This is a genomic window from Streptomyces sp. NPDC001941 (assembly GCF_040296945.1).
Classification (GTDB): Bacteria; Actinomycetota; Actinomycetes; order Streptomycetales; family Streptomycetaceae; genus Streptomyces.
Window position 1 is genome coordinate 1 of sequence record NZ_JBEOYE010000052.1, and the last position, 26,486, is coordinate 26,486.

General features: G+C 73.8%; 20 protein-coding genes and 1 tRNA gene. 20 read left to right on the forward strand and 1 reads right to left on the reverse strand.

Annotated features, from left to right (window positions below):
- Window positions 1–68: 68 nt before the first annotated feature.
- Window positions 69–3,392 carry a LamG-like jellyroll fold domain-containing protein gene (locus ABT160_RS29315; protein ID WP_351650891.1) on the reverse strand — a complete coding sequence of 1,108 codons (3,324 nt, stop codon included), beginning with the start codon at window positions 3,390–3,392 and terminating at the stop codon, window positions 69–71.
- Between the two features lie 545 nt (window positions 3,393–3,937).
- Here ABT160_RS29315 and ABT160_RS29320 point away from each other — a divergent pair.
- The 20 genes from ABT160_RS29320 (at window position 3,938) to ABT160_RS29415 (ending at window position 26,306) form a co-directional block, all read left to right on the forward strand.
- Window positions 3,938–5,023 (forward strand): ABC transporter substrate-binding protein, encoded by a 1,086-nt coding sequence (locus ABT160_RS29320; RefSeq protein WP_351650892.1) that lies wholly within the window; start codon window positions 3,938–3,940, stop codon window positions 5,021–5,023.
- A gap of 92 nt (window positions 5,024–5,115) precedes the next feature.
- The gene (locus tag ABT160_RS29325) at window positions 5,116–6,795 is read left to right on the forward strand and encodes a sugar ABC transporter ATP-binding protein (protein WP_351650893.1); all 1,680 of its coding nucleotides are present in this window, start codon (window positions 5,116–5,118) and stop codon (window positions 6,793–6,795) included.
- Entirely contained in the window at window positions 6,792–7,766 is a 975-nt protein-coding gene (locus ABT160_RS29330) for an ABC transporter permease (RefSeq protein ID WP_351650894.1), read from the forward strand. The genes ABT160_RS29325 and ABT160_RS29330 overlap by 4 nt, the downstream gene beginning before the upstream one ends.
- Complete coding sequence (locus ABT160_RS29335) at window positions 7,763–8,812, forward strand: ABC transporter permease (RefSeq protein WP_351650895.1); 1,050 nt, start codon at window positions 7,763–7,765, stop codon at window positions 8,810–8,812. The genes ABT160_RS29330 and ABT160_RS29335 overlap by 4 nt, the downstream gene beginning before the upstream one ends.
- A gap of 127 nt (window positions 8,813–8,939) precedes the next feature.
- Window positions 8,940–10,025 carry a LacI family DNA-binding transcriptional regulator gene (locus ABT160_RS29340; protein WP_351650896.1) on the forward strand — a complete coding sequence of 362 codons (1,086 nt, stop codon included), beginning with the start codon at window positions 8,940–8,942 and terminating at the stop codon, window positions 10,023–10,025.
- 49 nt (window positions 10,026–10,074) lie between these two features.
- Window positions 10,075–11,166: an aldose epimerase family protein gene (locus ABT160_RS29345; protein WP_351650897.1), complete on the forward strand. Its 1,092-nt coding sequence runs from the start codon at window positions 10,075–10,077 to the stop codon at window positions 11,164–11,166.
- Window positions 11,167–11,244: 78 nt separating this feature from the next.
- On the forward strand, window positions 11,245–11,790 hold the full coding sequence (locus ABT160_RS29350) for a hypothetical protein (protein WP_351650898.1): 546 nt from the start codon (window positions 11,245–11,247) through the stop codon (window positions 11,788–11,790).
- A gap of 107 nt (window positions 11,791–11,897) precedes the next feature.
- The gene (locus tag ABT160_RS29355; protein ID WP_351650943.1) at window positions 11,898–13,049 is read left to right on the forward strand and encodes a sensor histidine kinase; all 1,152 of its coding nucleotides are present in this window, start codon (window positions 11,898–11,900) and stop codon (window positions 13,047–13,049) included.
- A gap of 57 nt (window positions 13,050–13,106) precedes the next feature.
- Window positions 13,107–13,784, forward strand: a complete 678-nt coding sequence (locus ABT160_RS29360; protein WP_351650899.1) for a response regulator — start codon at window positions 13,107–13,109, stop codon at window positions 13,782–13,784.
- A 147-nt stretch (window positions 13,785–13,931) separates the two neighbouring features.
- On the forward strand, window positions 13,932–14,141 hold the full coding sequence (locus ABT160_RS29365) for a hypothetical protein (RefSeq protein WP_351650900.1): 210 nt from the start codon (window positions 13,932–13,934) through the stop codon (window positions 14,139–14,141).
- A gap of 203 nt (window positions 14,142–14,344) precedes the next feature.
- Entirely contained in the window at window positions 14,345–16,594 is a 2,250-nt protein-coding gene (locus ABT160_RS29370; RefSeq protein ID WP_351650901.1) for a PQQ-dependent sugar dehydrogenase, read from the forward strand.
- A 206-nt stretch (window positions 16,595–16,800) separates the two neighbouring features.
- A complete protein-coding gene (locus ABT160_RS29375) occupies window positions 16,801–17,412 on the forward strand; it encodes an SRPBCC family protein (protein ID WP_351650902.1) in 612 nt (203 codons plus the stop codon).
- A 183-nt stretch (window positions 17,413–17,595) separates the two neighbouring features.
- Window positions 17,596–17,904, forward strand: a complete 309-nt coding sequence (locus ABT160_RS29380; protein WP_351650903.1) for a hypothetical protein — start codon at window positions 17,596–17,598, stop codon at window positions 17,902–17,904.
- A 232-nt stretch (window positions 17,905–18,136) separates the two neighbouring features.
- Entirely contained in the window at window positions 18,137–20,095 is a 1,959-nt protein-coding gene (locus ABT160_RS29385; protein ID WP_351650904.1) for a S53 family peptidase, read from the forward strand.
- A gap of 176 nt (window positions 20,096–20,271) precedes the next feature.
- Entirely contained in the window at window positions 20,272–21,492 is a 1,221-nt protein-coding gene (locus ABT160_RS29390; RefSeq protein WP_351650905.1) for an RNA ligase, read from the forward strand.
- A gap of 3 nt (window positions 21,493–21,495) precedes the next feature.
- Window positions 21,496–22,413 (forward strand): phosphatase domain-containing protein, encoded by a 918-nt coding sequence (locus ABT160_RS29395; RefSeq protein ID WP_351650906.1) that lies wholly within the window; start codon window positions 21,496–21,498, stop codon window positions 22,411–22,413.
- Window positions 22,414–22,634: 221 nt separating this feature from the next.
- Window positions 22,635–22,838 (forward strand): cold-shock protein, encoded by a 204-nt coding sequence (locus tag ABT160_RS29400; protein ID WP_009192932.1) that lies wholly within the window; start codon window positions 22,635–22,637, stop codon window positions 22,836–22,838.
- 54 nt (window positions 22,839–22,892) lie between these two features.
- Window positions 22,893–22,967: transfer RNA gene (locus ABT160_RS29405), tRNA-Met, on the forward strand.
- 126 nt (window positions 22,968–23,093) lie between these two features.
- Window positions 23,094–24,119 (forward strand): Gfo/Idh/MocA family protein, encoded by a 1,026-nt coding sequence (locus tag ABT160_RS29410; RefSeq protein ID WP_351650908.1) that lies wholly within the window; start codon window positions 23,094–23,096, stop codon window positions 24,117–24,119.
- Window positions 24,120–24,236: 117 nt separating this feature from the next.
- A complete protein-coding gene (locus ABT160_RS29415; RefSeq protein WP_351650909.1) occupies window positions 24,237–26,306 on the forward strand; it encodes an ATP-binding protein in 2,070 nt (689 codons plus the stop codon).
- Window positions 26,307–26,486: the final 180 nt, after the last annotated feature.

Here is a 26,486-nt window from a genome sequence, read left to right on the forward strand (position 1 = left end):
CCGTCCAGTGCGCGGGCCGGGGCCCCGGACGGCCGCGCGGTCGTCACCGCGCGGCCCCGCCCGCCGCCCTACGGCTTCTCGGCGGCGTACAGCGCGGACACCTCCTGGGGCGAGAGCGCCTTGTCGTAGGCGTGCACCTGGTCGACCGAGCCGTGCCAGAAGTCCACGTTCCCGCCGCCCCACTTGGCCCGGCCCACCGAGAGCGGGCCGGTGCTCACGTCGGCGGGACCCGGCGTCGCGGTGGCGGCAAGGACCCCGTCGACGTACAGCCGGATCTCGTTCCTCGCCGCGTCCCGCACGCCCACCAGGTGGTACCAGCGGCCCGGTTCGGGCGTCGTCGCGTACCGCGCCCGGTTGCCGCCCGGGGTGCTGAAGGCGAACGCGCCCTGCCCGTACTGGAGGTAGAAGGGGTTCTCCTGGCGCCGCCCGTCCTGGCTCACCACCGTGGCGTAGTTGCCCGGCAGCGAGTCGAGCGTCGCCCACGCGGACACCGAGTAGCCGGTGGTCGTGTCGAGCACCGGCCCCGCGGTCTGCGCGAAGTGGCCCTGTCCGTCGAACTTCAGCGCGCTCCCGCCGCGTACTCCGGCCGTCCAGGTGGTGCCCGGAGTCAGCGTCAGCGGGCTGTTGTTGGGGCCGGAGTCCCGTGCCGTCGTGCCGGATCCCTCGTCCAGGGCCCACGCGCCGCCGCCCGTCAGGGGGCCGCGCTGCCCGGCGGCGGCTCCGGCCGCGATGACCTTCAGGTTCACCTCGCGGACCCGGGCCGGGTCCACCTTGATCTCCCTGCGGTCGTACGTGTAGAGGCCGTTGAGCTCGTTCTCCAGGTCGGTGATCTGGGTGTACACCGAGCCGGACAGCTCGGCGCCCGCCGCCTCCAGGTAGAACTTCTCGGTGTTCTCGACGTACTTGCGGGTCAGGGCCTCCTTGTCGGCCACTCCGCTGTAGATGACCGTCGGGGCGCCCGGCCACATGTGGCCCGGCGTGCGCAGCGTGAAGCCGCCGTGCTCGCCGTCCATCGCGGCGCGCTTGTCGTCGGGGAAGGCCGGGTCGGTGTTGTTGTAGTCGTGGTGGTCGACGATGTCACCCTTGCCCGAATCCCCTTTGGAATTGCAGCAGTTGACGCCGCTGTGCGCGTTCACCACCCGGGACGGGTCGGCGGCCTTCACGGACTCCGCGAGCCGCCCGGTCTCCTCCCGGTCCCACTCGCCCCAGCCCTCGTTGAAGACGATCCAGCCGATCACGGCGGGGGAGTCGTGGTGCTCGCGCGCGATCTCGCGGCCCTGCTCGACGAAGGCCGTGCGGCCCGAGGCGTTCGGCAGGGCGCCGGAGACGAAGTCCTGCCACACCAGCAGCCCGAGCCGGTCGGCGTGGTAGAACCAGCGCTGCGGCTCGACCTTGATGTGCTTGCGCACCGCGTTGAAGCCCAGCTTCTTGTGCGCCTCCAGGTCGAAGGCGAGGGCCTGGTCGCTGGGCGCGGTGTACAGGCCGTCGGGCCAGAAGCCCTGGTCCAGCGTGGCCAGCGAGAAGACCGGCTTGTTGTTGAGCACCAGCTTCCGGAAGCCGCCGACGTCCGCGACCGCGATCTTCCGCATCCCGAAGTAGCCGTCGACGCGGTCCGCGGACCCGCCGTCGGTCAGCCGGACCTCCAGGCCGTACAGGTACGGGTCGTCCGGGCTCCACAGGTGCCGGCCCGCAACGGGCAGGCGCAGCTCGACGTTGGCGGCGCCGCTCACCCGGCCGACCACCTGGCCGGCCCTGTCCCGGGCCACGGCCTCGACGCGCGCCCCGGCGGACGCCTTCGCGGCGACGGCCTTCACCCGCAGCGTGCCGGTGTCGATGTCGGGCGTGCTCACCACGTCGTCCACGGCGACCGGGGCGACGGGCTCCATCCACACCGTCTGCCAGATGCCCGACGACTGGGTGTAGAAGATGCCGCCGGGATTGGTGGACTGCTTGCCGGTCGGCTGGTCGGCGCCACCGGTGTCGGTGACCGCGACGACCAGCTCCTGCGGGCCGCTGCCCCTGAGCGCGTCGGTCACGTCCGCCGTGAAGGCGTCGTAGCCGCCGGTGTGGTCGGCGACCTGCTTGCCGTTGACGTACACCCGGGCCCGGTAGTCGACCGCGCCGAAGTTCAGCCTGAGCCGGCCGGCGCCGGAGCCGGTGCCGACCTTCCAGTCGCGGGGCACGTCGACGAGCCGGCGGTAGACCATGTGGTCCTCGTGCCGCTCCAGGCCGGACAGCTGGGACTCCACCGGGAAGGGCACGGTGATCCGCTCCGGGAGGTCCTTGCCGAACACCGGGACGTCGTCCGTCCTGGCGCCCGTGAACTGCCAGCGCCCGTTGAGGTTCTTCCACCGGGAGCGCACCTGCTGCGGGCGCGGGTACTCGGGCAGCGGGTTGTTCCGGTCCACCTGATCGCCCCACGCGGTGGTCAGCCGGTGGGTGGAGGAGTTGGCCGCGTAGCGCAGGAGGCGGGGCACGGTCCTGTCGCCGTCCTTGAGCCCTCCCGCCCCGTCGTAGTCGACGCGGACCTGCTGGCCCTTCTGGACCGGCTCGGCCAGGTCCACGACCGCCGTCGTCGGGTCATCGGCCGCCGCGCTGACCGAACGCACCGTCAGGGGCGTGGTGTCGGCCTCGACCTTCAGGTGCCGGGCGACCCCGTCCAGGCCGCCCACCCGGTTGTCGAAGCGCAGCCGCACCCGGAGACCGTCCGCCGGGACGGTCGGCTCCACCGGGTAGACCTCGAAGTCGGCGGGCGGGGTGAACGCGGACTCCGGCACGAGCTGCTTGGGCAGTGCCGGGGTCGACCAGCGCAGGAACATGTTGGCCCCGCCCACGTCCTGGAACATCTCCAGGCGGAAGTCGTGGGCCTCGCCCGCGGTGAGCCGCAGCGGGGCGCTGGTCTGCTCCTTGTCCCAGTCGGGCACCCAGTGGTCGATCACCGCCTTGCCGTCGACGAACAGCCGGAAGCCGTTGTCCCCGATGGCGTGGAAGGTGTAGTCGCCGGTGGCGGGGGCCGTCAGGCGGCCGGTCCAGCGGGCGGTGGTGTGCTCGGTGCGCCCGGTCAGCGACTGGAACGTACCGGTGAGGCCGGAGAAGTTCACCTGGGGGTCGAGGGCGGTGCCGCCGAGTTCGGCGAAGTCCCGGGCGCCCGGGGCCGACATGCGGAAGTACTCGCCCTTGAGGCCGTGCACCACGATCGCCGCCTTCTTCGCGGCGGCGGCCCGCGGGGCGGCGGCGGGCGGCTCGCCCGTCACGGCCGGGCGCGCGCCGGGCGTCGTGGCGGCGGTGGTGGTCGTGGTGGCGGTGGCCTGCGGGGCGGCGGCCAGGAGCAGGGCCGCCGCTGTCAGCAGGGCCCATGTACCTCTTCTGGTGCGGGTGTTTCGTCGTGGCATCGAATCGTTCCTCATCCTCAACGGAGAGCGAAGGGGAGCCGGACCGAGAACACGTGACGCCGCGCGGCACGCGCGGCGAACAGCCCGCCCGGACGCGTGGAGGCGCAGGCAGGGGTGCCGAGGGGGCGGACGACCGTCTTTCCCCCGTGAGAAGGGCGCCGGACATGCGCCTTCCAACGTTGGAAAACCGTGTGCAGCGGAATGACAGCACGCGCCGTGGAGGCTGTCCAGCCCCCGTGCGCGTCCTCGTCGCCGTGGCGCCGGTGGCGGGTGCTCCACCGCCGGGACGCATTCCGGAAACGTTCGTCCCGAGGCCTTGCCGAGCCCGCCGGACCGCGCTTATAACGTTGTAAAGCCCGAGTCGCCGACCCCTCGGCCGACTGCTCCGAGCTGTGATCTTCCCTGTTCAGGGCCCCGGTCCCGGCTGACCGGGCCACCCGTACGACACGTCCGCCGCCCCGTGCCGCGGACCGGCTCCGCTTTCCCGTCCCGCGCGACCGCACGCCACTCGGCGGTGCTGTCCCCCGCCAAGGAGTGTCCCACCGATGACCCTTCCGCAGAGATCGCGCACGCTCTCCGTCGCCTGCGTCGTCGCCGCCACCGCCGCGCTCGCCCTGTCCGGCTGCGCCAAGTCGGAGACCACGGACGACGCGGGCGGCGACAGCGGCCAGGGCGCGCAGAAGGTCCAGACGCCGACCGCCTCCGCCGGGCCCGGCTGCACGCTCACGAGTTACGGCGCCCCGAAGCTCGACCTGAAGGACGCGGTCGTCGGCTTCTCCCAGTCGGAGAAGGAGGCCAACCCGTTCCGCATCGCCGAGACGCGGTCCATCAAGGACGAGGCCGCCAAGGCCGGGGTCAGGAAGCTGCTCACCACCAACGCGCAGTCGCAGCTGTCCAAGCAGATCAGCGACATCCAGGACATGCTCGCCCAGGGCGCCCAGTTCCTCATCGTCGCCCCGCTCAACTCCGACGGCCTCGAACCCGCCCTGCGGGCCGCCGCCGCCAAGAAGGTCCCCGTCCTCACCATCGACCGCAAGATCAACGCGACCGCGTGCAAGGACTACCTGTCCTTCCTCGGCTCGGACTTCGTCGAGCAGGGCAAGCGCGCCGCCGACGCCATGGCCAAGGCGACCGGCGGCAAGGGCAAGGTCGCCATCCTGCTCGGCTCCTCCGGCAACGGCGTCACCACCGACCGCACCAAGGGCTTCGTCGACCAGGTCGAGGCCGCGGCACCCGGGCTGCGGATCGTCGCCCAGCAGACCGGTGAGTTCGCCCGCGACAAGGGCCAGCAGGTGATGGAGCAGCTCATCCAGTCCAAGCCCGACATCACCGCCGTGTACGCGGAGAACGACGAGATGGCCCTCGGCGCGGTCACCGCGCTCAAGGCGGCCGGCAAGGCCCCAGGCAAGGACGTCAAGATCGTGTCCATCGACGGTACGCGCAACGCCGTACAGGCCCTGGTCAACGGCGAGTTGAACGCCGTGATCGAGTCCAACCCGCGGTTCGGCCCGCTCGCCTTCGCCACCGCGCGGAAGTTCTACGGCGGCGAGGGCATCCCCGAGGACGTCATCATCCAGGACCGCGCGTACGACCCCGCCAACGCCGAGCAGTCCCTGGGCGGGGCGTACTGACCGCCGTGTGACCGGAAGGGGACCGCGGTACGGGAGACCGGCCGCGGCCCCCGGGACCCGTCGCCACCCACCCTCCCCGGAAGGCCCTGCACATGGCACCCCCCGAAGCGGCGCCGGCCGCCGCGAGCGGCACCGCGCCCCCGGCCGCGCGGACCGTCCTCGAAGCGCGCGGCGTCGGCAAGCGCTTCCCCGGCGTGGTCGCCCTCGACGACGTCACGTTCACCCTGGCCGCAGGCGAGACCCACGCCCTCGTCGGCGAGAACGGCGCGGGCAAGTCCACCCTGATCAAGGTGCTCACCGGCGTGCACCGCCCCGACAGCGGCGAACTCCTGCTGTCGGGAAGGCCGGTGGCCTTCGAGCGGCCCTACGAGGCCCAGGCGGCGGGCATCTCCACCATCTACCAGGAGGTCAACCTCGTCCCGCTGATGAGCGTCGCCCGCAACGTCTTCCTGGGCCGCGAGCCCAGGAACCGGCTGCGCCTCATCGACTTCCCGCGGATGCACGTCGAGGCAGCCGACCTGCTGCGCGGATTCGGCGTCACCGTCGACCCGCGCCGCCCCCTGGGCACCCTGGGCCTAGGCACCCAGCAGATGGTCGCCCTGGCCCGCGCGGTCTCCGTCGACGCCCACGTCGTGGTCATGGACGAACCCACCTCGTCCCTGGAACCCCGCGAGGTCGAGACCCTGTTCGGCGTCATCGCGGACCTGCGCCGACGGGGCATCGCCGTCCTCTACGTCAGCCACCGCATGGACGAGCTCTACCGGATCTGCGACCGCGTCACCGTCCTGCGCGACGGCCGCCACGTACACACCGGGCCGCTCGACGGGCTCGACCGCGTCCAGCTGGTGTCGATGATGCTGGGCCGCGAGGTCGCCGAGGTCCGCAGGCACGGCGTCACCAGCTTCGCCGACGAGGGCCACGACATCGCCCGTACCCCCGTCCTCACCGCCGACCGGCTCAGCCGGCGCCACCAACTCGACCGGATGTCACTGGAGTTGCACCCCGGCGAGGTCCTCGGCCTCGGCGGCCTCCTCGGCTCCGGGCGCAGCGAGACCGCCAAGGCGCTGGCCGGCGCCCTGCCCCTGGACGCGGGGGAGGTGCGCGTCGGAGGGACCTCGATCGGCCGCCCCTCCCCGGCCGCCGCCATCCGCGCCGGCATCAGCCTGCTCCCCGAGGACCGCAAGGCGGAGGGCATCGTCCCCGGCCTCTCCGTGCGCGAGAACATCGTGCTGGCCGCGCTGCCGCGCCTCTCGCGCGCGGGCGTCGTCTCCCGGGCGCGCCAGGACCGGCTCGTCGAGGTCTTCATGAAGCGTCTGCGCATCAAGGCGTCCAGCCCCGAGCAGAAGGTCGGCGAACTCTCCGGCGGCAACCAGCAGAAGGTGCTGCTGGCCCGCTGGCTCTGCCTCGCGCCCAAGGTGCTGCTCCTGGACGAGCCCACCCGGGGCATCGACGTCGGCGCCAAGGCCGAGGTCCAAGCGCTCATCGACGAACTCGCCCAGGAGGGCCTGGCCGTGCTGCTCATCTCCTCCGACGTCGAGGAACTCATCGAGGGCGCCGACCGGATCGTCGTCCTGCGGGCCGGAGCCACCGTGGACGAACTCCTCGGCGACGACGTCCGCGAGGACGCCCTGCTCGCCGCCCTGGCCGACCACGCGCCCCCCGCCACCCCGCGCGACGCCCCCGGGCCGGAGGCGTCCGCGACGGACGGCGCCCCCGCCCCCGTACCCCTCACCAAGGACACCGCCGCGCGCCCCGAGGAGGACCCCCGATGACCACCCGGGCCCCCGCGGCCCCGGTCCGCGCCGCGAGGAGCGGGACCGGGACCGCCGCCTGGCTCCAGGAGTACGGCGTGTACGCGGCCGTGGCCGCCCTGCTGCTCTTCAACGCCCTCTTCACCGAGCACTTCCTCACCGCCGACAACCTGCGCACCCAGCTCGTCCAGGTCGCCCCGATCGTCATCGTCGCGCTCGGCATGGCCCTGGTCATCGGGACCGAGGGCGTCGACCTGTCCGTCGGCTCCACCATGGCCCTGGCCGCCGCCCTGCTGCCGCTCTACCTCGGCTACGGCCTGGTACCCGCGCTCCTCGTCGCCCTGCTCGCGGGCGTCCTGGTCGGCGCGGTCAACGGCACCCTGGTCTCCGTCGTCGGCCTCCAGCCCATCGTCGCCACCCTGGCCCTGTTCGTCGGCGGGCGCGGCCTGGCGCTCGTCCTCGCCGACGGACAGCTCAAGCAGATCGTCAACCCCGACCTGCTGGCCCTGGGCACCGGCAGCTTCCTCGGCGTCCCGCTCGTCGTCCTCGTCGCGGCGGTCCTCGCCGTCGCCGTCGCCCTCGTCGTCCACCGCACCACCTTCGGGCGCCAGGTCGTCGCCATCGGCGGCAACCGCGCCGCCGCCGCACTCGCCGGACTCCCCGTCAAACGCGTGCTGACCGGCGTCTACGTCCTGTGCGGCGTCCTCGCCGCGCTCGCCGGGGTGCTCGCCACCGCGCGCCTGACCGCCAGTGACCCCTCCTCGCTCGGCACCCTGATGGAACTCTCCGCCATCACCGCCGTCGTGGTCGGCGGCACCCCGCTCAGCGGCGGCTCCATCCGGGTGCTCGGCACCGTCGCCGGCGCCCTGCTCATGCAGCTGCTGCGCGCCACCCTCGTCAAGCACGACCTGCCCGACTCCACCGCCCAGATCGCCCAGGCGGCCATCATCATCGCCGCCGTCTACGTCGCACGGGAGCGCCGATCCCGATGAACACCGACTCGTCCTCCCTCGGCCGCGGACCGGGCCTCCCGGCCGCCCGCGCCACCGCCCCGGCCGAGGCCGGGCCCCGGCCCGGGGCCGCCGCGGCGGAGCGCCTCCTCGACCTGGTGCGGGGCCAGGGCGTCCTCGCCGTCCTGCTCCTCGTCGTGGTCGTCGCCTCGGTCGCGTACCCCACCTTCGCCACCCTCGACAACGCCCGGGGCGTCCTGGTCCAGGCGTCGTTCCCGGCCGTGGTGGCCCTCGGCATGACCCTGGTCATCATCACCGGCGGCATCGACCTGTCCGTCGGCTCCGTCTTCGCCCTCGGCGGCGTCCTCGCCGCCTGGGCCTCCCCGTGGGGCGTCCTGCCCGCGCTCCTGCTGCCGCTCGCGGTGTGCGGCGCCATCGGCACCCTCAACGGGCTGCTCATCGCCCGCGCGGGCATGGCGCCCTTCATCGTCACCCTCGCGTCCCTGCTCGGCGCGCGCGGACTGCTGCTCGCCCTCACCGACGAGGGCGCCACCACCTACCTGGTGCCCAAGGGCTCGGCGTTCGCCGCGCTCGGCCAGGGCAGCGTGGGCGGCTTCGGGTACCCGATCCTCATCGCCCTGGCACTGTTCGGCCTCGGCGGCCTGGTCCTCCAGCGCACCTCCTTCGGACAGACCCTGTTCGCCGTCGGGGGCAGCGGCGACGCGGCGACCCTGATGGGCCTGCCCGTCGCCCGCGCCAGGGCCACGGTGTACGTACTGAGCGGACTGCTCGCCGGGTTCGCCGGGGCGCTCAACGCCGCCCGGCTGTCCTCCGGGGTCACCATCATCGGCACCGGCATGGAGCTCGACGCCATCGCCGCCGTGGTGATCGGCGGCACCCTCCTCGCCGGCGGCGCCGGATCGGTCAGCGGCACCCTGTGGGGCGTCCTGCTGCTGGCCGTCATCCAGAACCTCATCAACCAGATCGGCTCGCTGAACTCCTCCTACCAGTCGGTGGTCAGCGGCGGATTCCTGATCCTCGTCGTCCTGGCGCAGAGGTACGTTTCACGCAAGCGAAGAACGCTCTGACGCCGGAACCACCCGCCCGGACCGCCCGGCCCACGGCCCCGCGGCGACCGGCCCGCCCCGGCGCGGGCCGGCCGCGGCCCGGGACCGCCCGGCGCACACCCGGTCAGAGCCGAACCAGAGGAGTTCCGTGGGCGTCAGCCTCAAGGACGTCGCGCAGCGGGCCGGCGTCTCGATCAAGACCGTGTCCAACGTGGTCAACAACTTCCCGCACGTCACCCCGCAGATGCGCGCCAAGGTGCAGCAGGCCATCGACGAGCTCGGCTACCGCCCCAACCTGACCGCCCGTCACCTGCGCAAGGGGCGCACCGGCATCATCGCCCTCGCCGTCCCCGAACTCGGCAACCCCTACTTCGCCGAACTCGCCGGCGCCGTCATCGACGCCGCCGCCCAGCACGACTACACCGTCCTCGTCGACCACACCGCGGGCCTGCGCGAGCGCGAGCTCCTGGTCTGCCAGGAGTTCCGCTCCCACGTCATCGACGGCCTCATCCTCAGCCCCATCCACCTGGAGAACGACGACCTGCTCGCCCGGCACGAGACCTCGCCCCTGGTCCTGCTCGGCGAACGCGAGTACCAGGCGCCCTACGACCAGATCGCCATCGACAACGTCGCCGCCGCGCGCAGCGCCGTACGCCACCTCCTCGACCTCGGACGACGGCGCGTCGCCTTCCTCGGCTCCCGCACCGGCCGCGAGCGCCAGCCCGCCCACCTGCGGCTGCGCGGCTGGCGGGAGGAACTGGCCGCCGCCGGGTGCACGCCCGACGAGGAACTGGTCGCCGTCACCGACGGCTACGGCCGCAGCGACGGCGCCGCCGCGATGGCCGCCCTGCTCGACCGGGGCGCCCGCCCGGACGCGGTCTTCGCCTACAACGACCTGATCGCCCTCGGCGCCCTGCGCACCCTCGCCGAACGCGGCCTGCGGGTGCCGGACGACGTCGCCGTCGTCGGCTTCGACGACATCGAGGAGAGCAGCTACGGCGCGGTCAGCCTCAGCACCGTCTCCCCGGACAAGCGGGCCATCGCCCGCCACGCCGTCGACCGCCTGGTCGCCCGGCTCGCCGGTGACACCGCCGCCGAACCCCGGCGCATCCGCCCCGGCTACCGCCTCGTGGTGCGCGAGTCCACCGGTGGTACGCACACGGTCGAGCCGGCCCGCACCGCACCCGCCACCGGGGGAGGGGCCGCCACCGCCGGGACCGCGACCGCCGACTGAGCCCCGCCGCCCGCAACCCGCACCCGCCCCCTGCCCCCGAGGACGCCCCATGCCCCGATCCGCCCCGCAGCCCACGCCGTTCGGCACCACCCCGGCGGGCGAGCCCGTCACCCGCTGGCGCCTCGCGTCCCCCTGCGGCGTCCACGCGGAGGTCCTCACCCACGGGGGCGTGCTGCACGCGCTCGGCGTCCCGGACACCGCGGGACGCACCGCGAACGTGGTCCTCTCCCTGCCCTCCCTCGACCAGTACGCCGAGAAGAGCCCCTACCTCGGCGCCCTCATCGGCCGCTACGCCAACCGCATCGCCCACGGCCGCCTCACCCTCGACGGCGCCGCGCACCAGGTCCCCGTCAACGACCGCGGCCACGCCCTGCACGGCGGCCCCGACGGCTTCGACGCCCGCGTCTGGCAGGCGGAGCCGTACACCGAGGGCGACACCAGCGCCCTGCGCCTCTCCCTGCACAGCCCCGACGGCGACATGGGCTTCCCCGGCGCCCTGGACGTCACCGCCACCTACGCCCTCGACGCGGCGGGCACCCTCTCCCTGGAGTTCACGGCCACCACGGACCGCGCCACCGTCGTCAGCCTCAGCAACCACGCGTACTTCAACCTGGCCGCCGACGGCCGCGACGTCCTGGACCACACCCTCCAGGTGACCGCCACCGGCTACCTCCCGGTCGCCCCCGACGGCATTCCGCTCGGCCCGGTCGCCGCCACCGGCGGCACCCCCTTCGACCTCGGTGCGCCCCGCCCCCTGCGCGACGGCGTCCTGGACGAGGGCGACGCGCAGGTCCGCGCCGCCGGGGGGTACGACCACTGCTGGACCCTCGCCGACCACGAGTCGGCCGTGCCGCGCCGCGCCGCGCGCCTGGCCACGGCCGACGAGTCCCGCGTGATGGAGGTCTGGACCACCGCCCCCGGCCTGCAGGTCTACACCGCCAACCAGCTCGACGGCACGCTCGGCGACCCCGACGGGCGCCCGCTGGTCCGGCACGGCGCCGTGTGCCTGGAGGCCCAGCACTACCCCGACGCCCCCAACCGCCCCGGCTACCCCAGCCCGGTCCTGCGCCCCGGTGACACGGCCCGCCGCCGCACCGAACTGCGCTTCCCGCACCTCGCGGCACCCGGATCCTCGTCCTAGCTCCACCCGAAGTCTCCACCCCCCTCTTCCACCCACGGGTCCAGGTGCGAGAGGCCCGGCGAGAACACCCTTGGAGGCATGACAACCACCGACTGGATCACCGACATCGCCCTCCTCCTCGTCGTCTTCCGCCAGCTGCGCGAAGGCGTCCTCGGCCCGAAGTCCTACCTGGTCCCGCTGGGCATCGTGGCCTTCGTCGCGAACTCCTACCTCGACACGATCCCGACCGCGGGCAACGACCTGGTCCTGATCGGCGCCCTGGTCGCCGTCGGAGCCGTGCTCGGCATCGCGGGCGGCGCCTACACCCGCATCCGGGTCTCCGGCGGGAACCTGCTGATCAAGGCCGGCGCCGTCTCGGCGGTCCTGTGGGTGGTCGGCATGGGCGCCCGGATGGGCTTCCAGCTGTGGGTCACGCACGCCGGGGGCGCCGCCGACGTCGCCCGCTTCAGCGCCGCGCACCAGATCACCAGCAGCGACGCCTGGGTCGCCGCCTTCGTCCTGATGGCCCTCACCGAGGTCGTCACGCGACTGGCCACGATCTTCGTACGCAGCCGGACGGTGGCCCGCACGACCGCCGCGGGCACCGCAGGGACGGCCGCCCCGGTCCTCGACCGCGTGGCCTGACCGTGGGCTATGGTCTGGCCGTGGCCCCCACCGAGACCGAACCGCCGTCCGGGACGCAGCCGTCCCGGGCGGCAGTCCCGCGCCGGGTCCCGGTGCGGGACCCGCGCGTGCAGTGGGTGCTGACCCTGGCGGTGATCGTCGCCGGGGTCCTGACCATCCGGCCCATGGGGTTCAGCGGGCGCGGGCTCGTCGTCGGCGCGCTCTTCGTCGTGAACTGCCTGGCGCTCCTCGCCCGGGCCCTGCCCGAGTCCCGGGTGCCGCCGCGCGCCGCCCTGGTCTGGCTCGGCCTGGGGGTGGTCGCGGCCGCGGCGCTCACCGGACTGGCCGCCAGCGGCTCCTCGTACCTCTTCGCCTTCTTCATCGCCGGGCACCTCGGCTACCGCCTGGAACCCCGGCCGGCGCTGGCTCTGGCCCTGCTGTGCAGCCTGCTGTGCGGCGGCGTCCTGTACTTCCGCATCGGGCCGGGCCATGAACTCGTGCCCTGGATGCTCGGTCTCGCCGCCGGCTCACCGGTCCTGGTCGGCATCGTCAACCGCAGCCAGTACCGCGCCGTCGAGGCCGCCATCTCCGCCGCCGAGTCCGCCGAACGGGCCGCCCGCGCCGAGGCCCAGGCCGCCGCCCTCGCCGAGCGCAGCCGCATCGCCCGCGACGTGCACGACGTCCTCGCCCACTCGCTGGCCGGGATCAACATGCAGCTGGAGCTCACCGACGCGCTGCTCGACAACGGCGACCTGGAGCGGGCCCGCGCGTCCAACGACAAGGCCCACGACCTCGCCAAGGACAGCCTGAAGCAGGCCCAGTGGACCGTGCACGCCCTGCGGGAGGACGCCCTGCCGCTGGTCGGGAGCCTCACCGCGATGTGCGAGTCCACCGGCCACCGCGACGCCCTCACCGTCACCGGCACCGTCCGCGACCTGCCGGCCCGGGTCTCCCAGAACCTGCTGCGCGTCGCCCAGGAGTCGCTGACCAACGCCGCCCGCCACGCCCCCGGCGGCACCGTCGCGGTGGGCCTCGCGTTCGACGCGGGGTCGACCGCGCTGCGGATCCGCAACGGCCCCGCCATCCGCGCCGTCACCGTCGGCGCGGGCAGCGGGATGGGCCTGATCGGCATGCGCGAGCGCGTCGCCCTGCTGGGCGGCACCATCACCGCGGGCCCGATCACTGAAGGACCGGACGCGGGCGGCTGGCAGGTGGAGGCGGTGATCCCCGACGCGGTGGGTCCCGTCGCCGGGGCAACGGACGGGAGCGGCCGCCGATGACAGTGGCCCACGACGAGATCCGGCCGACGACGACCGGCCCCGACGAGAGTGGATGCGATGAGTGAGCAGGCAGCGGGCGCGCAGGGGACACCCTCCGAGCGCCTGAGGGTCGTCGTCGCGGACGACCAGGCAGCCGTGCGCGAACCCCTCGCGGCGGTCCTCGGCCTCGCCGAGGACATCGACGTGGTCGCCGCCGCGGCCGACGGCACCGAGGTCCTCGCGGCGGTCGCGACGGGCCCCGTCCACGTGGTGCTGATGGACCTGCGCATGCCGGTCATGGACGGCATCGACACCACCCGGCGCCTCGCCCAGGAGCACCCGGAGGTCGCGGTGGTGGTGCTGACCACGTTCGCCGACGACGAGTCGATCCTCGCCGCGCTCAGCGCGGGCGCCCGCGGCTACCTGACCAAGAACGCCGGGCGCCAGGACATCCTGCGCGCCATCCGCGCGGCCGCCGCCGGGCAGTCCGTGCTCGACCGGGAGGTCCAGGACCGCCTGCTGGCCACCGTGCGCGGCAGCGCCCCGCCCGCCCAGCCGCTGCCCGCCGACATGACGCCGCGGGAGCGGGAGGTGCTGGCGCTGATCGGGCAGGGGCTGCCGAACCGGGCGATCGCCGAGAAGCTGTTCATCAGCGAGGCCACGGTGAAGACCCACATCAACAACCTCTTCGCCAAGGCCCACATCCGCGACCGCGCGGACGCCGTCCGCCGGGCGCTCGCCGCCGGGCTCGCCTGACCCGTCCCGGGGCGCCGACCGTCTCCCCGGCCCGGGGCCGAATGCCACGGTCGGCCACCCCATCAGCCGGTTCCGCGCACCGGAAAACGATCAAGCTCGTTGACGGGGCGGGGCCGCCGAAGGGCGGTGGTCCCGGGAAGGCGGAGCATGCACAGCACCCTGGTCGCCGTACTGGCCCCCCTGTCGCTCATCGCGGGCGCGGTGGCGGCCACCGCGCGGCTCTGCCCGGAGCGGCGCGAGCGGCCGGGGAGGAGCGAGGCGGGCAGGGTGCCGGGGCAGGCGAGGGTGCCGGACGGCGCGGCGGAGGCGGGTGCGGCCCGCGAGCGCGGCGCCAAGGTCCCCGCCTGCCGCTCCTGAGCGTCCCCGGCCCGGGAGCGCGCCCGGGCGGCGCGGCGCCCTCCGTCCCGAGGTCCGCAGCAACTCCCGTGCCGCGAGGGTGGGTTGTGGGGAGATCCGGTGCCCGGCATTCTTGTACCGCTCATGCCAAGGAGGCGGGGCGGAGGGGGCTGGAGCCGGTGAAGTCGATGCGTACGCACACGCGGTCCACGGGCCGCGCACGCGTGTCCGTGACCGCCCTCGCGGTGCTGGGGGCCCTGGTGGCGGCCCCGGCGCCCGCGCGGGCCGAGCCCACGTTCGCGGTGAAGGTGGACTTCGGGACCGCGACCACCACCCCGGTGTCCGGCTACGTGCTGGACTACGGGCAGCCCTACGGCGCCCGCACCGGAGCGGGCCAGGGCAGCGGACTGACGTACGGCTGGGTCGGGCTGACGAACGCGACCCCGCTGAACCTGGTCGGCAACGGCCGCGACCGGGGCACCGCCGAACCCGACCGGCTGCTCGCCACGCTGATGCACATGCAGCTCCCGGCGGGCTCGGCGGGCGTGCAGACGCCGGGCCGCTGGGAGGCCGCCGTGCCCAACGGCACGTACCGCGTCACCGTCACCACCGGCGACTCCACCGCCGTCAACAGCACCCACGCCCTCCAGGTCGAGGACCAGAACGCCGTCGACGGCTTCGTCCCGACGACCTCCACCCCCTACCGCACGGCCACGGTGTACGCCGACGTGACCGACGGCCGCCTCACCGTCAGCCCGGCCACCGGCACCAACACCAAGATCACCCACCTGACCGTGGACCCGGTCGCCGACGCGTCCCAGCACCCCGAGGTGCGCGCCGTCACCCCCGCCAACACGGCCACCGGCGTCCCGCCCACCAGCAGCATCGTCGCCGACCTGCGCCTGGTCGGCTCCGGCGTGGACGCGGCCTCGCTCTCGTCCTCCACCGTGACGCTCAAGGAGGCGGTCAGCGGCGCGGCGGTCGCCACCCACGTCATCACCTCCGGCGGCGGCGACGTCATCAACGTCTCGCCGACCGCCGGCCTCAAACCGAGCACCCGCTACGTCCTGGCCGTCACCAGCGGGGCCAAGGACCTCGCCGGGCACGCCTTCACGCCCTGGCGCTCGGTGTTCACGACCGGCGCGGGCAGCGGCGGCGGCTCCGTGGCCTTCACCAAGGTCGCCAGCGGCGCCTCGGGCCGCAGCTTCACCTCCGTGACCAAGGGCCCCGACGGCAAGCTGTACGCGGCCACCCTCGACGGCTACGTGATGCGCTGGACCATCGCCGCCGACGGCACCCTCACCGGCGCCCAGACCATCACCGCCGTCCGCGACGACGCCACCGCGCGCGGCCTGCCCGGCGCGCCCGATCGCACCGTCATCGGGCTCGCCTTCGACCCGGCGTCCACGGCCGCCGCACCGGTGCTGTGGATCAGCTCCAACACCATGTACGCGGGCGGCACCCCGAGCGAGCCCGACTTCTCCAGCAGCATCGGCAAGCTGACCGGCGCCTCCCTCGGCACGTACACCGAGGTCGTCTCCCACCTGCCGCGCTCGGTCAAGGACCACGAGACGAACTCCCTCGCCTTCGGGCCCGACGGCGCGCTCTACGTCACCCAGGGGGCCAACAACGCCATGGGCGCCGCCGACGGCGCCTGGGGCAACCGTCCCGAACGCCTGCTCAGCGCCGCCGTGCTGCGCCTGGACCCGGCCAAGCTCCCCGCCACCCTGCCGCTGAACGTGCAGACCGAGGGCGGCGGCAGCTATGACCCGTTCGCCGCGAACGCCCCGCTGACGCTGTACGCCACCGGCGTGCGCAACGCCTACGACCTGGTCTGGCACAGCAACGGGCACCTCTACACGCCCACCAACGGCTCCGCCGCGGGCGGCAACTCCCCGGCCACGCCCTCGCCGCTGCCCGCGTCCTGCGCCAAGCGCGTCGACGCCGCCGCGTCCGGTCCGTACACCGGACCGGCCGTCCCGGCGCTGACGAACAACCCCAACGCGGAGACCGACTACGTCTTCGACGTCAAGAAGAACCGCTACTACGGCCACCCCAACCCGGCGCGCTGCGAATGGGTCCTCGCGGGCGGCAACCCCACCTCGGGCACCGACCCCTTCCAGGCCGCCGCGTACCCGGTGGGCACCCAGCCGGACCGCAACCTCGACCTCGCCGGCATCTACGACGCCGGCCTGCACGCCTCCGCCAACGGGGTCGTCGAGTACCGCTCCGGCACCTTCGGCGGCGCCCTGCGCGGCAAGCTCCTGGTGGTGCGCTACTCCAGCGGCCAGGACATCGCCGTCTTCGGCGTCGACGCCCAGGGCCGCCTCGCCGCTCCAGTCACCGGCACCACCGGCATGACCGGCTTCCAGCAGCCGCTGGACGTCACCGAGGACACCGCGAACGGCAACCTGTACGTCACCGAACTGGGCGCCAACCGCATCACGCTGCTCCGCCCGAACCCGGCGGGCTGACCCACCGCACCCCCCGAGCGCCCCGTCGGCCGGTCCACGCGCTCTGCCCGGCCGACGGGGCTTCCTGCTGCGCGCCTCCGGCGCCCTCCGCCGGCGACGCACCCGTTCAGTGAGAGGGTCTCACGTTCACAATTGACGCTCGCCGCAAGAGAGTTATAGCTTCTCACTGTCACGAGAACGGCTAACTCACCTCCCGGGAGCCCGACATGCCCACCCGTGCCCGCGCCCGACGCCGCTCCGCCCTGCTCACGGTCCCGCTGGCCCTGGCGGCCCTCTCGACGGCCGCCCCCGCCCAGGCCCACCCGGCGCCCGCGCTCACCTGCCGGGGCCAGGGCGTCGACCCGGCCGCCAAGATCCGCTACCGCACCGAGGCGTTCGTCGCCGCGTCCGCGTCCGAGGTCTGGCGGCTGCAGACGGACGTGGCGCGGTGGCCCGCCTGGCAGTCCACGGTGACCAGTGCGAAGCGCCTCGACCCGGGGCCGCTGCGGCCCGGCTCCCGGTTCCGCTGGACCACCCCCGTGCCCGAGACGCCGACGACCCCCGCGACGACGCTGGTCATCACCTCGACCGTCCACCAGGCCCGCCCCGGCCGGTGCGTCCGCTGGTCCGGCCCGGCCGTCGGCGACGGCCTGCGCATCGACCGGGGCGTCCACGTCTGGACGTTCACCCCGGTACGGGGAGGGGTCGTCGTCCGTACGGAGGAGACCTGGTCCGGGGCCCAGGTGGAGGCCGACCCGGAGACGTCCCGCGGGTACCTCGCGCAGGGCCTCGACCTGTGGCTCGCCGACCTGAGGAAGACGGCCGAAGCGCGCGCCTGAGACGGCCGAGGCGCGCAGGTGAGACGGCCGAAGCGCGCATCTGAGACGGCCGAACCGTGCACCCGGGGCGGCCGGGGCACGCCCCTGAACGGGTGGAGTGCGCCACTTCGCACGTTTGGCCCGGGCCGGCCAGGGCGGCCGCACGGGCAGCCAACCAGGCAGCGGAACTGTGCGAGGAGCGCCATGACCACCTTCGTCATCACCGTCCCGGGCACGTTCACCGGGGATGTCGCCGACACCGCACGAGACTCCCTGCGGCGCCGACTGCTCCCGCAGCACTCGCAGGTCAGCGAGGATGAGGGGCTCGACCTGCTGACGGTGAACGACGACGACACCTTCTGCGTCCGCCTCGAGGTGGAGGCCGCCGACCGCTACGAGGCCGAACTGGACGCCGTACGGACCGTCGAGCGCGCGCTGGCGGACACCGGCATCGCCTCCGGCGACGCACCGCTGGGGCCGCCCGCGGTCACCGGCATCGACAGCGACATCTGACACCGGGGCCGATCCGCGGGGCCGTTTCCTGCCGCTTCATGTCGTGTCGTGACGGGTTGGTGACCTGGAAGTTCCCGCATGGCGCGACCATCTGTCCGCTCACCGAAGCTTTTTGTTCTCTCTTGGCACGTGCATGCCCCCTACATGAGACGTTCCTGACAAGAGTGGGGCCCCGCACCCGTGGGGCGATCAGCCCCGCGGGAACGGTCAACACCTCATAGCAGGGGGTTACATGAGAACGAGCCGCACTTGGCGGCGCACCGGCGTGGGCGTGGCGGTCACACTGCCCCTCCTCGCCGGCACGCTCGCCCTCGGCATACCGTCCGCCCAGGCGGCGGATCCCGTACCGAGCGGCCGCGCCGCCCTGGCGGGCACCAAGCCCGCGTGGGCCACCGGCTCCGCGGACCAGGGAGCCACCGCGGCCGGGAACTCCGTCCAGGCCCGGGTCTTCCTGGCGGGCCGGGACGCGAAGGGCCTCGACGCGTACGCCGCGGCGGTGTCCGACCCGTCGTCGTCCCTGTACGGGAAGTACCTCGCGCCGCAGGCCGCGCAGGCCCGCTTCGGGGCGACGCGGGCGCAGATCGACGCGGTCACCGCGTGGCTGAAGTCCTCCGGACTGACCGTGACGGGCGCCAACCAGCACTACGTCACCGTCACCGGCGACGTCGCGTCCGCACAGCGCGCGTTCGCGGTACGGATGCACAACTACCGCAAGGGCAAGCACACCTACCGCGCGCCCGCGCAGACGGCCTCCGCGCCCCGGGCGCTGAAGGACGCGGTCCTCACGGTCACCGGCCTGGACAACGCGCCGCACACCGCGACGCACCACGAGGAGCTGCCCCCGCCCGGACCGGGCTTCCGCAACTCGGGTCCGTTCTCCTCGTACTTCGGCTCCAACACCGCCAAGTCGGCGCCGAGCGCCTACGGTTCCAAGGCGCCGTACGCGATCAAGGGCTACACCGGCAAGCAGCTCCGCTCCGCCTACGGCGCGGGCGGCTACACCGGCAAGGGCGTCACGGTCGCCATCACCGACGCCTTCGCCTCGCCGACGATCGCGAAGGACGCCTCGACCTACGCCGCCCGCAACGGCGACAAGCCGTACAAGCGGGGCCAGTTGACGCAGGTCACCCCGGCTGACTACAACCACACCGAGGACTGCGACGCGGCCGGCTGGTACGGCGAGGAGACCCTCGACGTCGAGGCGGTGCACGCGGTCGCCCCGGACGCGAACGTCGTCTACGTGGCCGGCGCGTCCTGCCAGGACGCGGACCTGCTCGACGCCCTGAACAAGGTCGTGGACGGCCGTCTCGCCGACATCGTCTCCAACTCCTGGGGCGACATCGAGGCCAACGAGACCCCGGACGTGGCCGCGGCCTACGACCGTACGTTCAAGCTGGGCGCGATCGAGGGCATCGGCTTCTACTTCTCGTCCGGCGACAACGGCGACGAGGTCGCCAACACGGGCAAGAAGCAGGTCGACACCCCGGCCAACTCCGCCTGGGTGACCGCCGTCGGCGGCACCGCCCTCGCGGTCGGCAAGGGCGACAAGTACCAGTTCGAGACCGGCTGGGGCACCGTCAAGGCGAACCTGTCGGCCGACGGCAAGAGCTGGACGGACTTCCCCGGCGCGTTCACCTCGGGCGCGGGCGGCGGCACCAGCGCCACCGTGGGCCAGCCGTTCTACCAGCGCGGCGTCGTCCCGGACTCGCTGGCCAAGGCCAACGGCGCGACCCGGATGCGGACCGTGCCGGACATCGCCGCGGTCGCCGACCCCAACACCGGCTTCCTGGTCGGCCAGACGCAGAGCTGGCCGGACGGATCGGTGAAGTACGACGAGTACCGCATCGGCGGCACCTCGCTGGCCGCCCCGGTCATCGCGGGCGTCCAGGCGCTGGCGCAGCAGGCGCGCGGCTTCTCGATCGGCTTCGCCAACCCGTCGATCTACGCCCGCTACGGCACCCGGACCTACCACGACGTCACGGACCACCCGCTGGGTGCCCGCGGCATCGCCGAGGTCCGGGTGGACTTCGCCAACAGCGTGGACGCCTCCGACGGCCTGCTGACCTCGCTGCGCACGCTCGGCCGGGACAGCTCGCTCAAGGCGGTCAGGGGATACGACGACGTGACGGGTGTCGGCACGCCGGCCCCGGGCTACGTCACCTCGTACCGCCTGCCCCACCGGGGTCACTGACGGCCCCCGGCCACCGGGCGGGGAGCGCCCGCCCGCCCCTCGCCCGGTAGCCACCGCGACGCTCCGGACCCCGCCGCTCTCCCGGCGGGTCCGGGGCTTCGCCGTGCCCCGCGAAAACCAGTGTCCCGACGGCGTATGCGCAGGTGAGAATGGTTCCTCACCCACCAGGAGGAACCATGAGCCAGGCATCCCTGACTCTCGATTCGCTGCTGCCCGCACCCGAGCTGGCCGCCGCGATCAAGGACGGGCACGTCACCCGCAAGACCCACCCCGAACTGCCGCTGTCGATCTACACGTACACGCGTGCGTGCCAGTACGAGCGGGTCTGGAACCGGGTCACCACGCGCTGCCGCGGACTCGTCGCCGACGACGTCACCGGCGAGATCGTCGCCCTGCCGCTGCCCAAGTTCTTCAACGTGGGTGAGCACGAGAGCGGGCAGCCCTACGCGCCCGCGCTCCCCGACGAGCCCTTCGAGGTCTACGACAAGGTCGACGGCAGCCTCGCCGTCGTCTTCCACTACGCCGGCCGCTGGCGCGCCGCGTCCAAGGGCTCCTTCACCAGCGCCCAGGCCACCTGGGCGCAGCTGCGGCTCGACGCCCGCGACACCTCCGCGCTCACGCCCGGCACCACGTACCTGGCCGAGGCCGTCTACCCGGAGAACCGCATCGTCGTGAACTACGGCGACCGGCGCGACCTGGTCCTGCTGGCCGCCTTCGGCCCGGACGGCACCGAGGTGCCGCTGGCGCACGCCGCCGGCCACTGGGCGGCGGTGGGGTCCGTGGTGCGCACCTGGCCCGCCATGCCGCTCGACGAGCTCCTCGCCCTCACCGAGTCCAACACGCTGCCCGGCGGCGGGACGGCCACCGGCACCGACGCGGAGGGCTTCGTGCTGCGGTACGCCTCCGGGCTCCGCGCCAAGGCCAAGATCAGCGAGTACGTGCGCCTGCACAAGGTGCTGACCGGCGTCACCGAGCGGGACATCTGGCGCGCCCACGGCATCCAGCGCTTCGCCGGCACGTCCGTCAAGCGCCTCGCCCAGGGCCTGGGCTGCTCGGTCGCCGAGCTGTCCGGCGTCACCTCGCGGGGCGGCCGTCCGCTGGACGCGCTCCTGGAGCAGGTGCCCGACGAGTTCGACCACTGGGTGCGCGGCGTGGTCGCCGCCCTGGAGGACGAGGCCGCGGCCCGCGAGCGGGCCATCGACGAGGCGTACGCGCCGCTCGCCCATCTGGCGGCCGACCGGGGGGCCTTCGCGCGCGCGGTCAAGGCGCTGCCCGCCGCCCCCGAGGTACGGTCGGCGCTGTTCCTGCGGCTCGACGGACGCCCGACCGACCTGTACGTGTGGCGCTCCGTCCGCCCCGAGACCGCCGTACCTTTCACCACCGACGTGGAGAGCTGACCCGTGCACGAAGTACACGTCATGACCGGGCTCCCCGCCTCCGGCAAGACCACCGCCGCCCGCCGGCTCCAGGAGGAGTCCGGGGGCCGGATGCGCCGCGTCAACCTCGACGACCTGCGCGGGATGCTGGACGTCCCTGACCCCGAGCGGCGCCGCTCGCACGCCCACGAGCAGACCGTCCTCGACATCCAGGACGCCGCCGTGCGTTCGGCCGTCGAGGGCGGCTTCGACGTCGTCGTGGACAACACCCACCTCACGCCGCACATCCCCCGGCGGCTGAAGGCGGCCGTCGTCGGCCTCGACGCCCGGTTCGTGGTCCACGACTTCACCGATGTACCGCTGGAGGAGTGCCTGCGGCGGGACGCCGCGCGCGAGCGGCCCGTCGGCGAGGAGATCATCCGCATCCTGGCCGACAAGCACGCCAAGGCGGTACGGGGCGGCTGGAGGCTCACCTCCGAGTGGCTGGAGGCGCGCCCCGCCGCCACCCCGTACGTCCCGGACCCGGCGCTCCCCCCGGCCGTCCTCTGCGACATCGACGGCACGCTGGCGCTGCGCGGCGACCGCGGCCCCTACGACTTCGGCCGCTGCGACGAGGACCAGCTCAACGCCTCGGTGTCCGGTGCGCTGCGGGCCTTCCGGCGCGCCGACGGCGACACGATCGTGCTGCTCTCGGGGCGCAGCGAGGACCACAGGGCGCTGACGGAGGCGTGGCTGGCCCGCCACGAGGTGCCCTACGACGAGCTGTGGATGCGCGCCTCGGGCGACGGCCGCAGCGACGACGTCGTGAAGGCGGAGCTGTTCGACGCCCACGTGCGCGACCGGTACGCCGTCCGGCTCTCCCTGGACGACCGCGACCGGGTGGTCGCGCTCTGGCGCCACATCGGCCTGCCGACCTGGCAGGTCAACTACGGAAACTTCTGAGCGGGCGCGCGCGGAGAGTCATCGACGGCCCCGATCCGGGGCCGGTTGGACGCGGAGAGTGACAAAGGTGTCGCTGAGCCGAACCGACGCACGATATGACAGCCCCGAAGACGGGACAGTTGTGCCGTTCACAGGGTAGAACAGTGCTGGGCACCGTCCGGCGACGGACGGTCCCGTACACACACCAGCCGGTTTTCCGGCGATATCGAAGGATTCAGAGCATGGCCAGCGGCACCGTGAAGTGGTTCAACTCCGAGAAGGGCTTCGGCTTCATCGCCCAGGACGGCGGCGGACCGGACGTCTTCGCGCACTACTCCAACATCTCCGGCAACGGCTACCGCGAGCTCGTCGAGGGCGAGCCGGTGACGTTCGACGTGACCCAGGGCCAGAAGGGCCCGCAGGCCGAGAACATCGTGCGCGGCTGACAACGACAACAGCATCCGTCCCGTGACGGCCGCCTTGCAGCGCGTCCGTACGTGAGCAGGGCGGAGCAACTCGGTAGCTCGCTGGGCTCATGACCCAGAGGCGGCAGGACCCCGGTCCCGCTCCCGCTACGAGAAGACGAGGGGCCCGGCACCAGCCGGGCCCCTCGTTCGTTCCCCGGGCGCCCCGCGGGACCGCCCACCACCTTGAACACCCCTTGACCGGCGGACGCCCCGGGGACTGACACACTCCTCCCCATGCCCACCCGGATACGCATGGGGCTGCTCGGCGCCGCAGCCGTCGCCCCCGCCGCCCTCCTCGCCCCCGCCCGGCGCGACCCGCGCGTCACCGTGACGGCGGTCGCCGCGCGCGACCGGGCCCGGGCCGACGCGTTCGCCCGCAAGCACGGGATCCCGCGGGTCCACCACGGCTACGAGGACCTCCTCGCCGACCCGGACGTGGACGCCGTCTACGTCCCGCTGCCCAACGGGCTGCACGCGGACTGGACGCTGAAGGCGCTCGCGGCGGGCAAGCACGTCCTGTGCGAGAAGCCCTTCACCGCCAACGCCGCCGAGGCGGAGCGGGTCGCCGACGCCGCCCGGGCCGCCCACGAGCGCAGTGGCCTGGTCACCATGGAGGCCTTCCACTACCGCCACCACCCGCTCGCCGCCCGCATGCGCGAGATCGTCGACGGCGGTGAGCTCGGGACACTGCGCAGGGTCGAGGCCGAGGTCTGCTTCCCGCTGCCCCGCTTCGGCGACATCCGCTACTCCTACGAACTGGCGGGCGGCGCCACCATGGACGCGGGCTGCTACGCCGTGCACGTCCTGCGCCTGCTGGGGCCCGGCGAGCCCGAGGTCACCTCCGCACGGGCCCTCACGCTGCGCGGGGAGCCCCGCATCGACCGCGCGATGACCGCCCAACTGGCCTTCGACGACGGTACGACCGGTGGCGTCCGCGCCTCGATGTGGTCCCGCCGGCTGCTCTCGATCAGGGCGCGCGCCACCGGTGACGACGGCGCCCTCGACGTCACCAACTTCCTGATGCCGCACGTGTACCACCAGCTCACCGTCCGCCGTCCCGGCGGGCGGGGCGGCCGGGTCGTGCGCCGGGAGCGGCTGGCCCGCCGCCCGTCGAGCTACGACCACCAGCTGTCCGCGTTCGCGGCGGCGGTGCTGGACGGCGCACCGGTCCTGACGTCACCCGAGGACGCCGTGGCCAACCTGCGCGTACTGGACGCGATCTACCGGGCGAGCGGCCTGCCCGTACGCGGAACGCCGTGACGTCCGTACGCGCGTGGGCCCGGGAGCCCTGAGGGGCGGCCGGGACGCGCCCTTCCGGAATATGCCCGCCGCGCCATCGCCGGGGCCCCGACCAGCCGAACCGGTCACACTGGGGTGGTGACACGGAACTTGCACCCGGAAGCAGGGCTGTTCGTCGGCCGCCACCGCGAACTGCGCGCCCTGGCCCAGGCACTTGAGGACCACCGGCTGATCACCGTCAGCGGTCCCGGCGGAACGGGGAAGTCCCGGCTGGTGCGCCGAAGGGTGGAACTGTCCCTGCCCGGCTTCGACACCGTCTGCTGGGCCGACCTGTGGCCGTTACGCGACGAGGGGCTGATAGCGGCCGCCGTCGCCGAGGCGTGCGACCTGGCCGACCACTCGCCCCGGCCGCCCGTCGAAGCCGTCACCTCCTGGATCGGCCGTCGCCGCCTGCTGCTGGTCCTCGACTCCTGCGAGCACCTCACCGAGGGCTGCCGCCGCCTGGTCGGGACGCTGCTCGACCGGTGCCCCCGCCTCACCGTCCTCACCACCAGCCGCGAGGCCCTGGAGCTCAAGGACGAGTACGTCATCCACCTGGAGCCGCTGCCGCCTCGGCGCGAGGGCGTGGAACTCTTCCTGGCCCGCGCCGCCGAGGCGGGCCACCGGCCGCTGGACCGCGCCGAGCACGAGCTGGCCCTGGAGCTCTGCGCCCACCTCGAAGGGCTGCCGCTGGCCCTGGAGCTCGCCGCCGCGCAGCTCGCGGACAGCACCCTCGCCACCGCTGTGCGCGGAGCCGGCCGGCGGCTGGACCTGCCGCACGCCACCGGACCGTGCGCCCCGGAGCACCACCGGGCGCTGCGCAGCGCGGTGGGCTGGAGCCATCAGCTGTGCAGCCCGCCCGAACGCCTGCTGTGGGCCCGACTCGCCGTCGTGCGCGGCCCGTTCGACGCGGACGCGGCCGTCGCGGTGGCGTCCGGCGGCCCGCTCGCCCGGGAGGAGGTGCCGGGCGCCCTGGAGGCCCTCGTCCGCAAGTCCGTGGTCAACCCGCTGCCCGACGGCCGCTACCGCATGCTCGACACGCTGCGCGAGTACGGGGCGATGTGGCTCGACGAACTCGGCGAGGCCGAGCAGGCCGCCGACCGGCACGCCGCCCACCACCTGGAACGCGCGCGGCACGCCGACGGCGCGTGGTCGGGCCCGGAGCAGATCGCCGCGTACCGGATGATCGCCGACAGCCACCTCGACCTCTGCGCGGCCCTCGACCACCTGCTCGCGCGGCGCCCCGCCGAGGCCCTGGAGCTGGCCGGCCTCATCGCCTTCTTCTGGACCTGCTGCGGCCATCTGCACGAGGCCCAGAGCTATCTGGAGCGGGCGCTGGCCGCCGACAGCGCCTCCGACGCGCCCCGCGTACAGGCGCTGTGGGCACTCGGGCTCACGTACATCCTCCAGGGCGACTACGCGGCCGGGCACGGCGTCGCGTCGGCCTGTCTGCACGAGGCGCGCACCGCGCGCGACGCGCGGGGATTGCTGAAGGCCGCCTACCTGCACGGCCTCAGCGACCTCCTCAAGGGACGGCCCGAGCGTGCGCTGGAGCGCGTGGACGCCCTGCTGCCGCCGGCCGCCGCGGGGGCGTCCACGGACGGCGTGCCGGAGCTGCCGGGCCCGCCGGCGGGCGACGGGCCCGAGGACGCCGCCGCGCTCATGTGCCGGCTGGTCCGCGTGTTCGCGCTCACCGCCGGCGGACGGCTGTCCGAGGCGCGGCAGGAGGCGGAGGCGCAGCGCTGGCGTTCGGTGATCCAGGGCGAGCACTGGGCCCGCTCCTACCTGGACTACCAGCTCTGCCTCATCGCGCTGTTCCAGGACCGCCCCGAGGAGGCGATCCGGCACGCGCGGCAGATGCTCGCCTCCAAGCAGCAGATCGGGGACCGGTTCGGCATCGCGCTCGGCCTCGACGTGCTGGCCACCGCCCTGGCCGCCAGCGGTCGCGCCCACCAGGCCGCGCTGGCCTTCGGCGCGGGGCTGCGCTACTGGGAGTGCGTGGGCCACCCGCAGCGGGGCACGCCCGAGGTGGGCCTGCTGCGCGACCGCGCCGAGCGGACCGCGCGCGCGGCCCTGGGCAACGCCCGCTACGACCGGGCCTTCCGCACCGCCGGGGAGGCGCCCCTGCGGACCGCGCTGGAGCTGGCCGCCCGGGAGGACGACGGCTGACGACGGGACGAGCCCCGCCCCTTCGCCCATGAGGAGGCGGGGCTCTGTCCCCCCTTCCGGTGAGGGGCGTCCCGCGGATGCGCCCGGCATTCCCGGGCCGTGGCCCGTCGATGACACGGCACTGAGTTATCCGCGAATAACGCTGTGCTACGCTGCCGGAGTTGCAGTCGTGGTACCCAT

Excerpts from the sequence above, each read along its gene's own strand:
- ABT160_RS29315 (WP_351650891.1), bottom strand. The coding sequence starts at position 3,392 with ATGCCACGACGAAACACCCGCACCAGAAGAGGTACATGGGCCCTGCTG.
- ABT160_RS29320 (WP_351650892.1), top strand. The coding sequence starts at position 3,938 with ATGACCCTTCCGCAGAGATCGCGCACGCTCTCCGTCGCCTGCGTCGTC.
- ABT160_RS29325 (WP_351650893.1), top strand. The coding sequence starts at position 5,116 with ATGGCACCCCCCGAAGCGGCGCCGGCCGCCGCGAGCGGCACCGCGCCC.
- ABT160_RS29330 (WP_351650894.1), top strand. The coding sequence starts at position 6,792 with ATGACCACCCGGGCCCCCGCGGCCCCGGTCCGCGCCGCGAGGAGCGGG.
- ABT160_RS29335 (WP_351650895.1), top strand. The coding sequence starts at position 7,763 with ATGAACACCGACTCGTCCTCCCTCGGCCGCGGACCGGGCCTCCCGGCC.
- ABT160_RS29345 (WP_351650897.1), top strand. The coding sequence starts at position 10,075 with ATGCCCCGATCCGCCCCGCAGCCCACGCCGTTCGGCACCACCCCGGCG.
- ABT160_RS29350 (WP_351650898.1), top strand. The coding sequence starts at position 11,245 with ATGACAACCACCGACTGGATCACCGACATCGCCCTCCTCCTCGTCGTC.
- ABT160_RS29360 (WP_351650899.1), top strand. The coding sequence starts at position 13,107 with ATGAGTGAGCAGGCAGCGGGCGCGCAGGGGACACCCTCCGAGCGCCTG.
- ABT160_RS29365 (WP_351650900.1), top strand. The coding sequence starts at position 13,932 with ATGCACAGCACCCTGGTCGCCGTACTGGCCCCCCTGTCGCTCATCGCG.
- ABT160_RS29375 (WP_351650902.1), top strand. The coding sequence starts at position 16,801 with ATGCCCACCCGTGCCCGCGCCCGACGCCGCTCCGCCCTGCTCACGGTC.
- ABT160_RS29380 (WP_351650903.1), top strand. The coding sequence starts at position 17,596 with ATGACCACCTTCGTCATCACCGTCCCGGGCACGTTCACCGGGGATGTC.
- ABT160_RS29385 (WP_351650904.1), top strand. The coding sequence starts at position 18,137 with ATGAGAACGAGCCGCACTTGGCGGCGCACCGGCGTGGGCGTGGCGGTC.
- ABT160_RS29390 (WP_351650905.1), top strand. The coding sequence starts at position 20,272 with ATGAGCCAGGCATCCCTGACTCTCGATTCGCTGCTGCCCGCACCCGAG.
- ABT160_RS29400 (WP_009192932.1), top strand. The coding sequence starts at position 22,635 with ATGGCCAGCGGCACCGTGAAGTGGTTCAACTCCGAGAAGGGCTTCGGC.
- ABT160_RS29410 (WP_351650908.1), top strand. The coding sequence starts at position 23,094 with ATGCCCACCCGGATACGCATGGGGCTGCTCGGCGCCGCAGCCGTCGCC.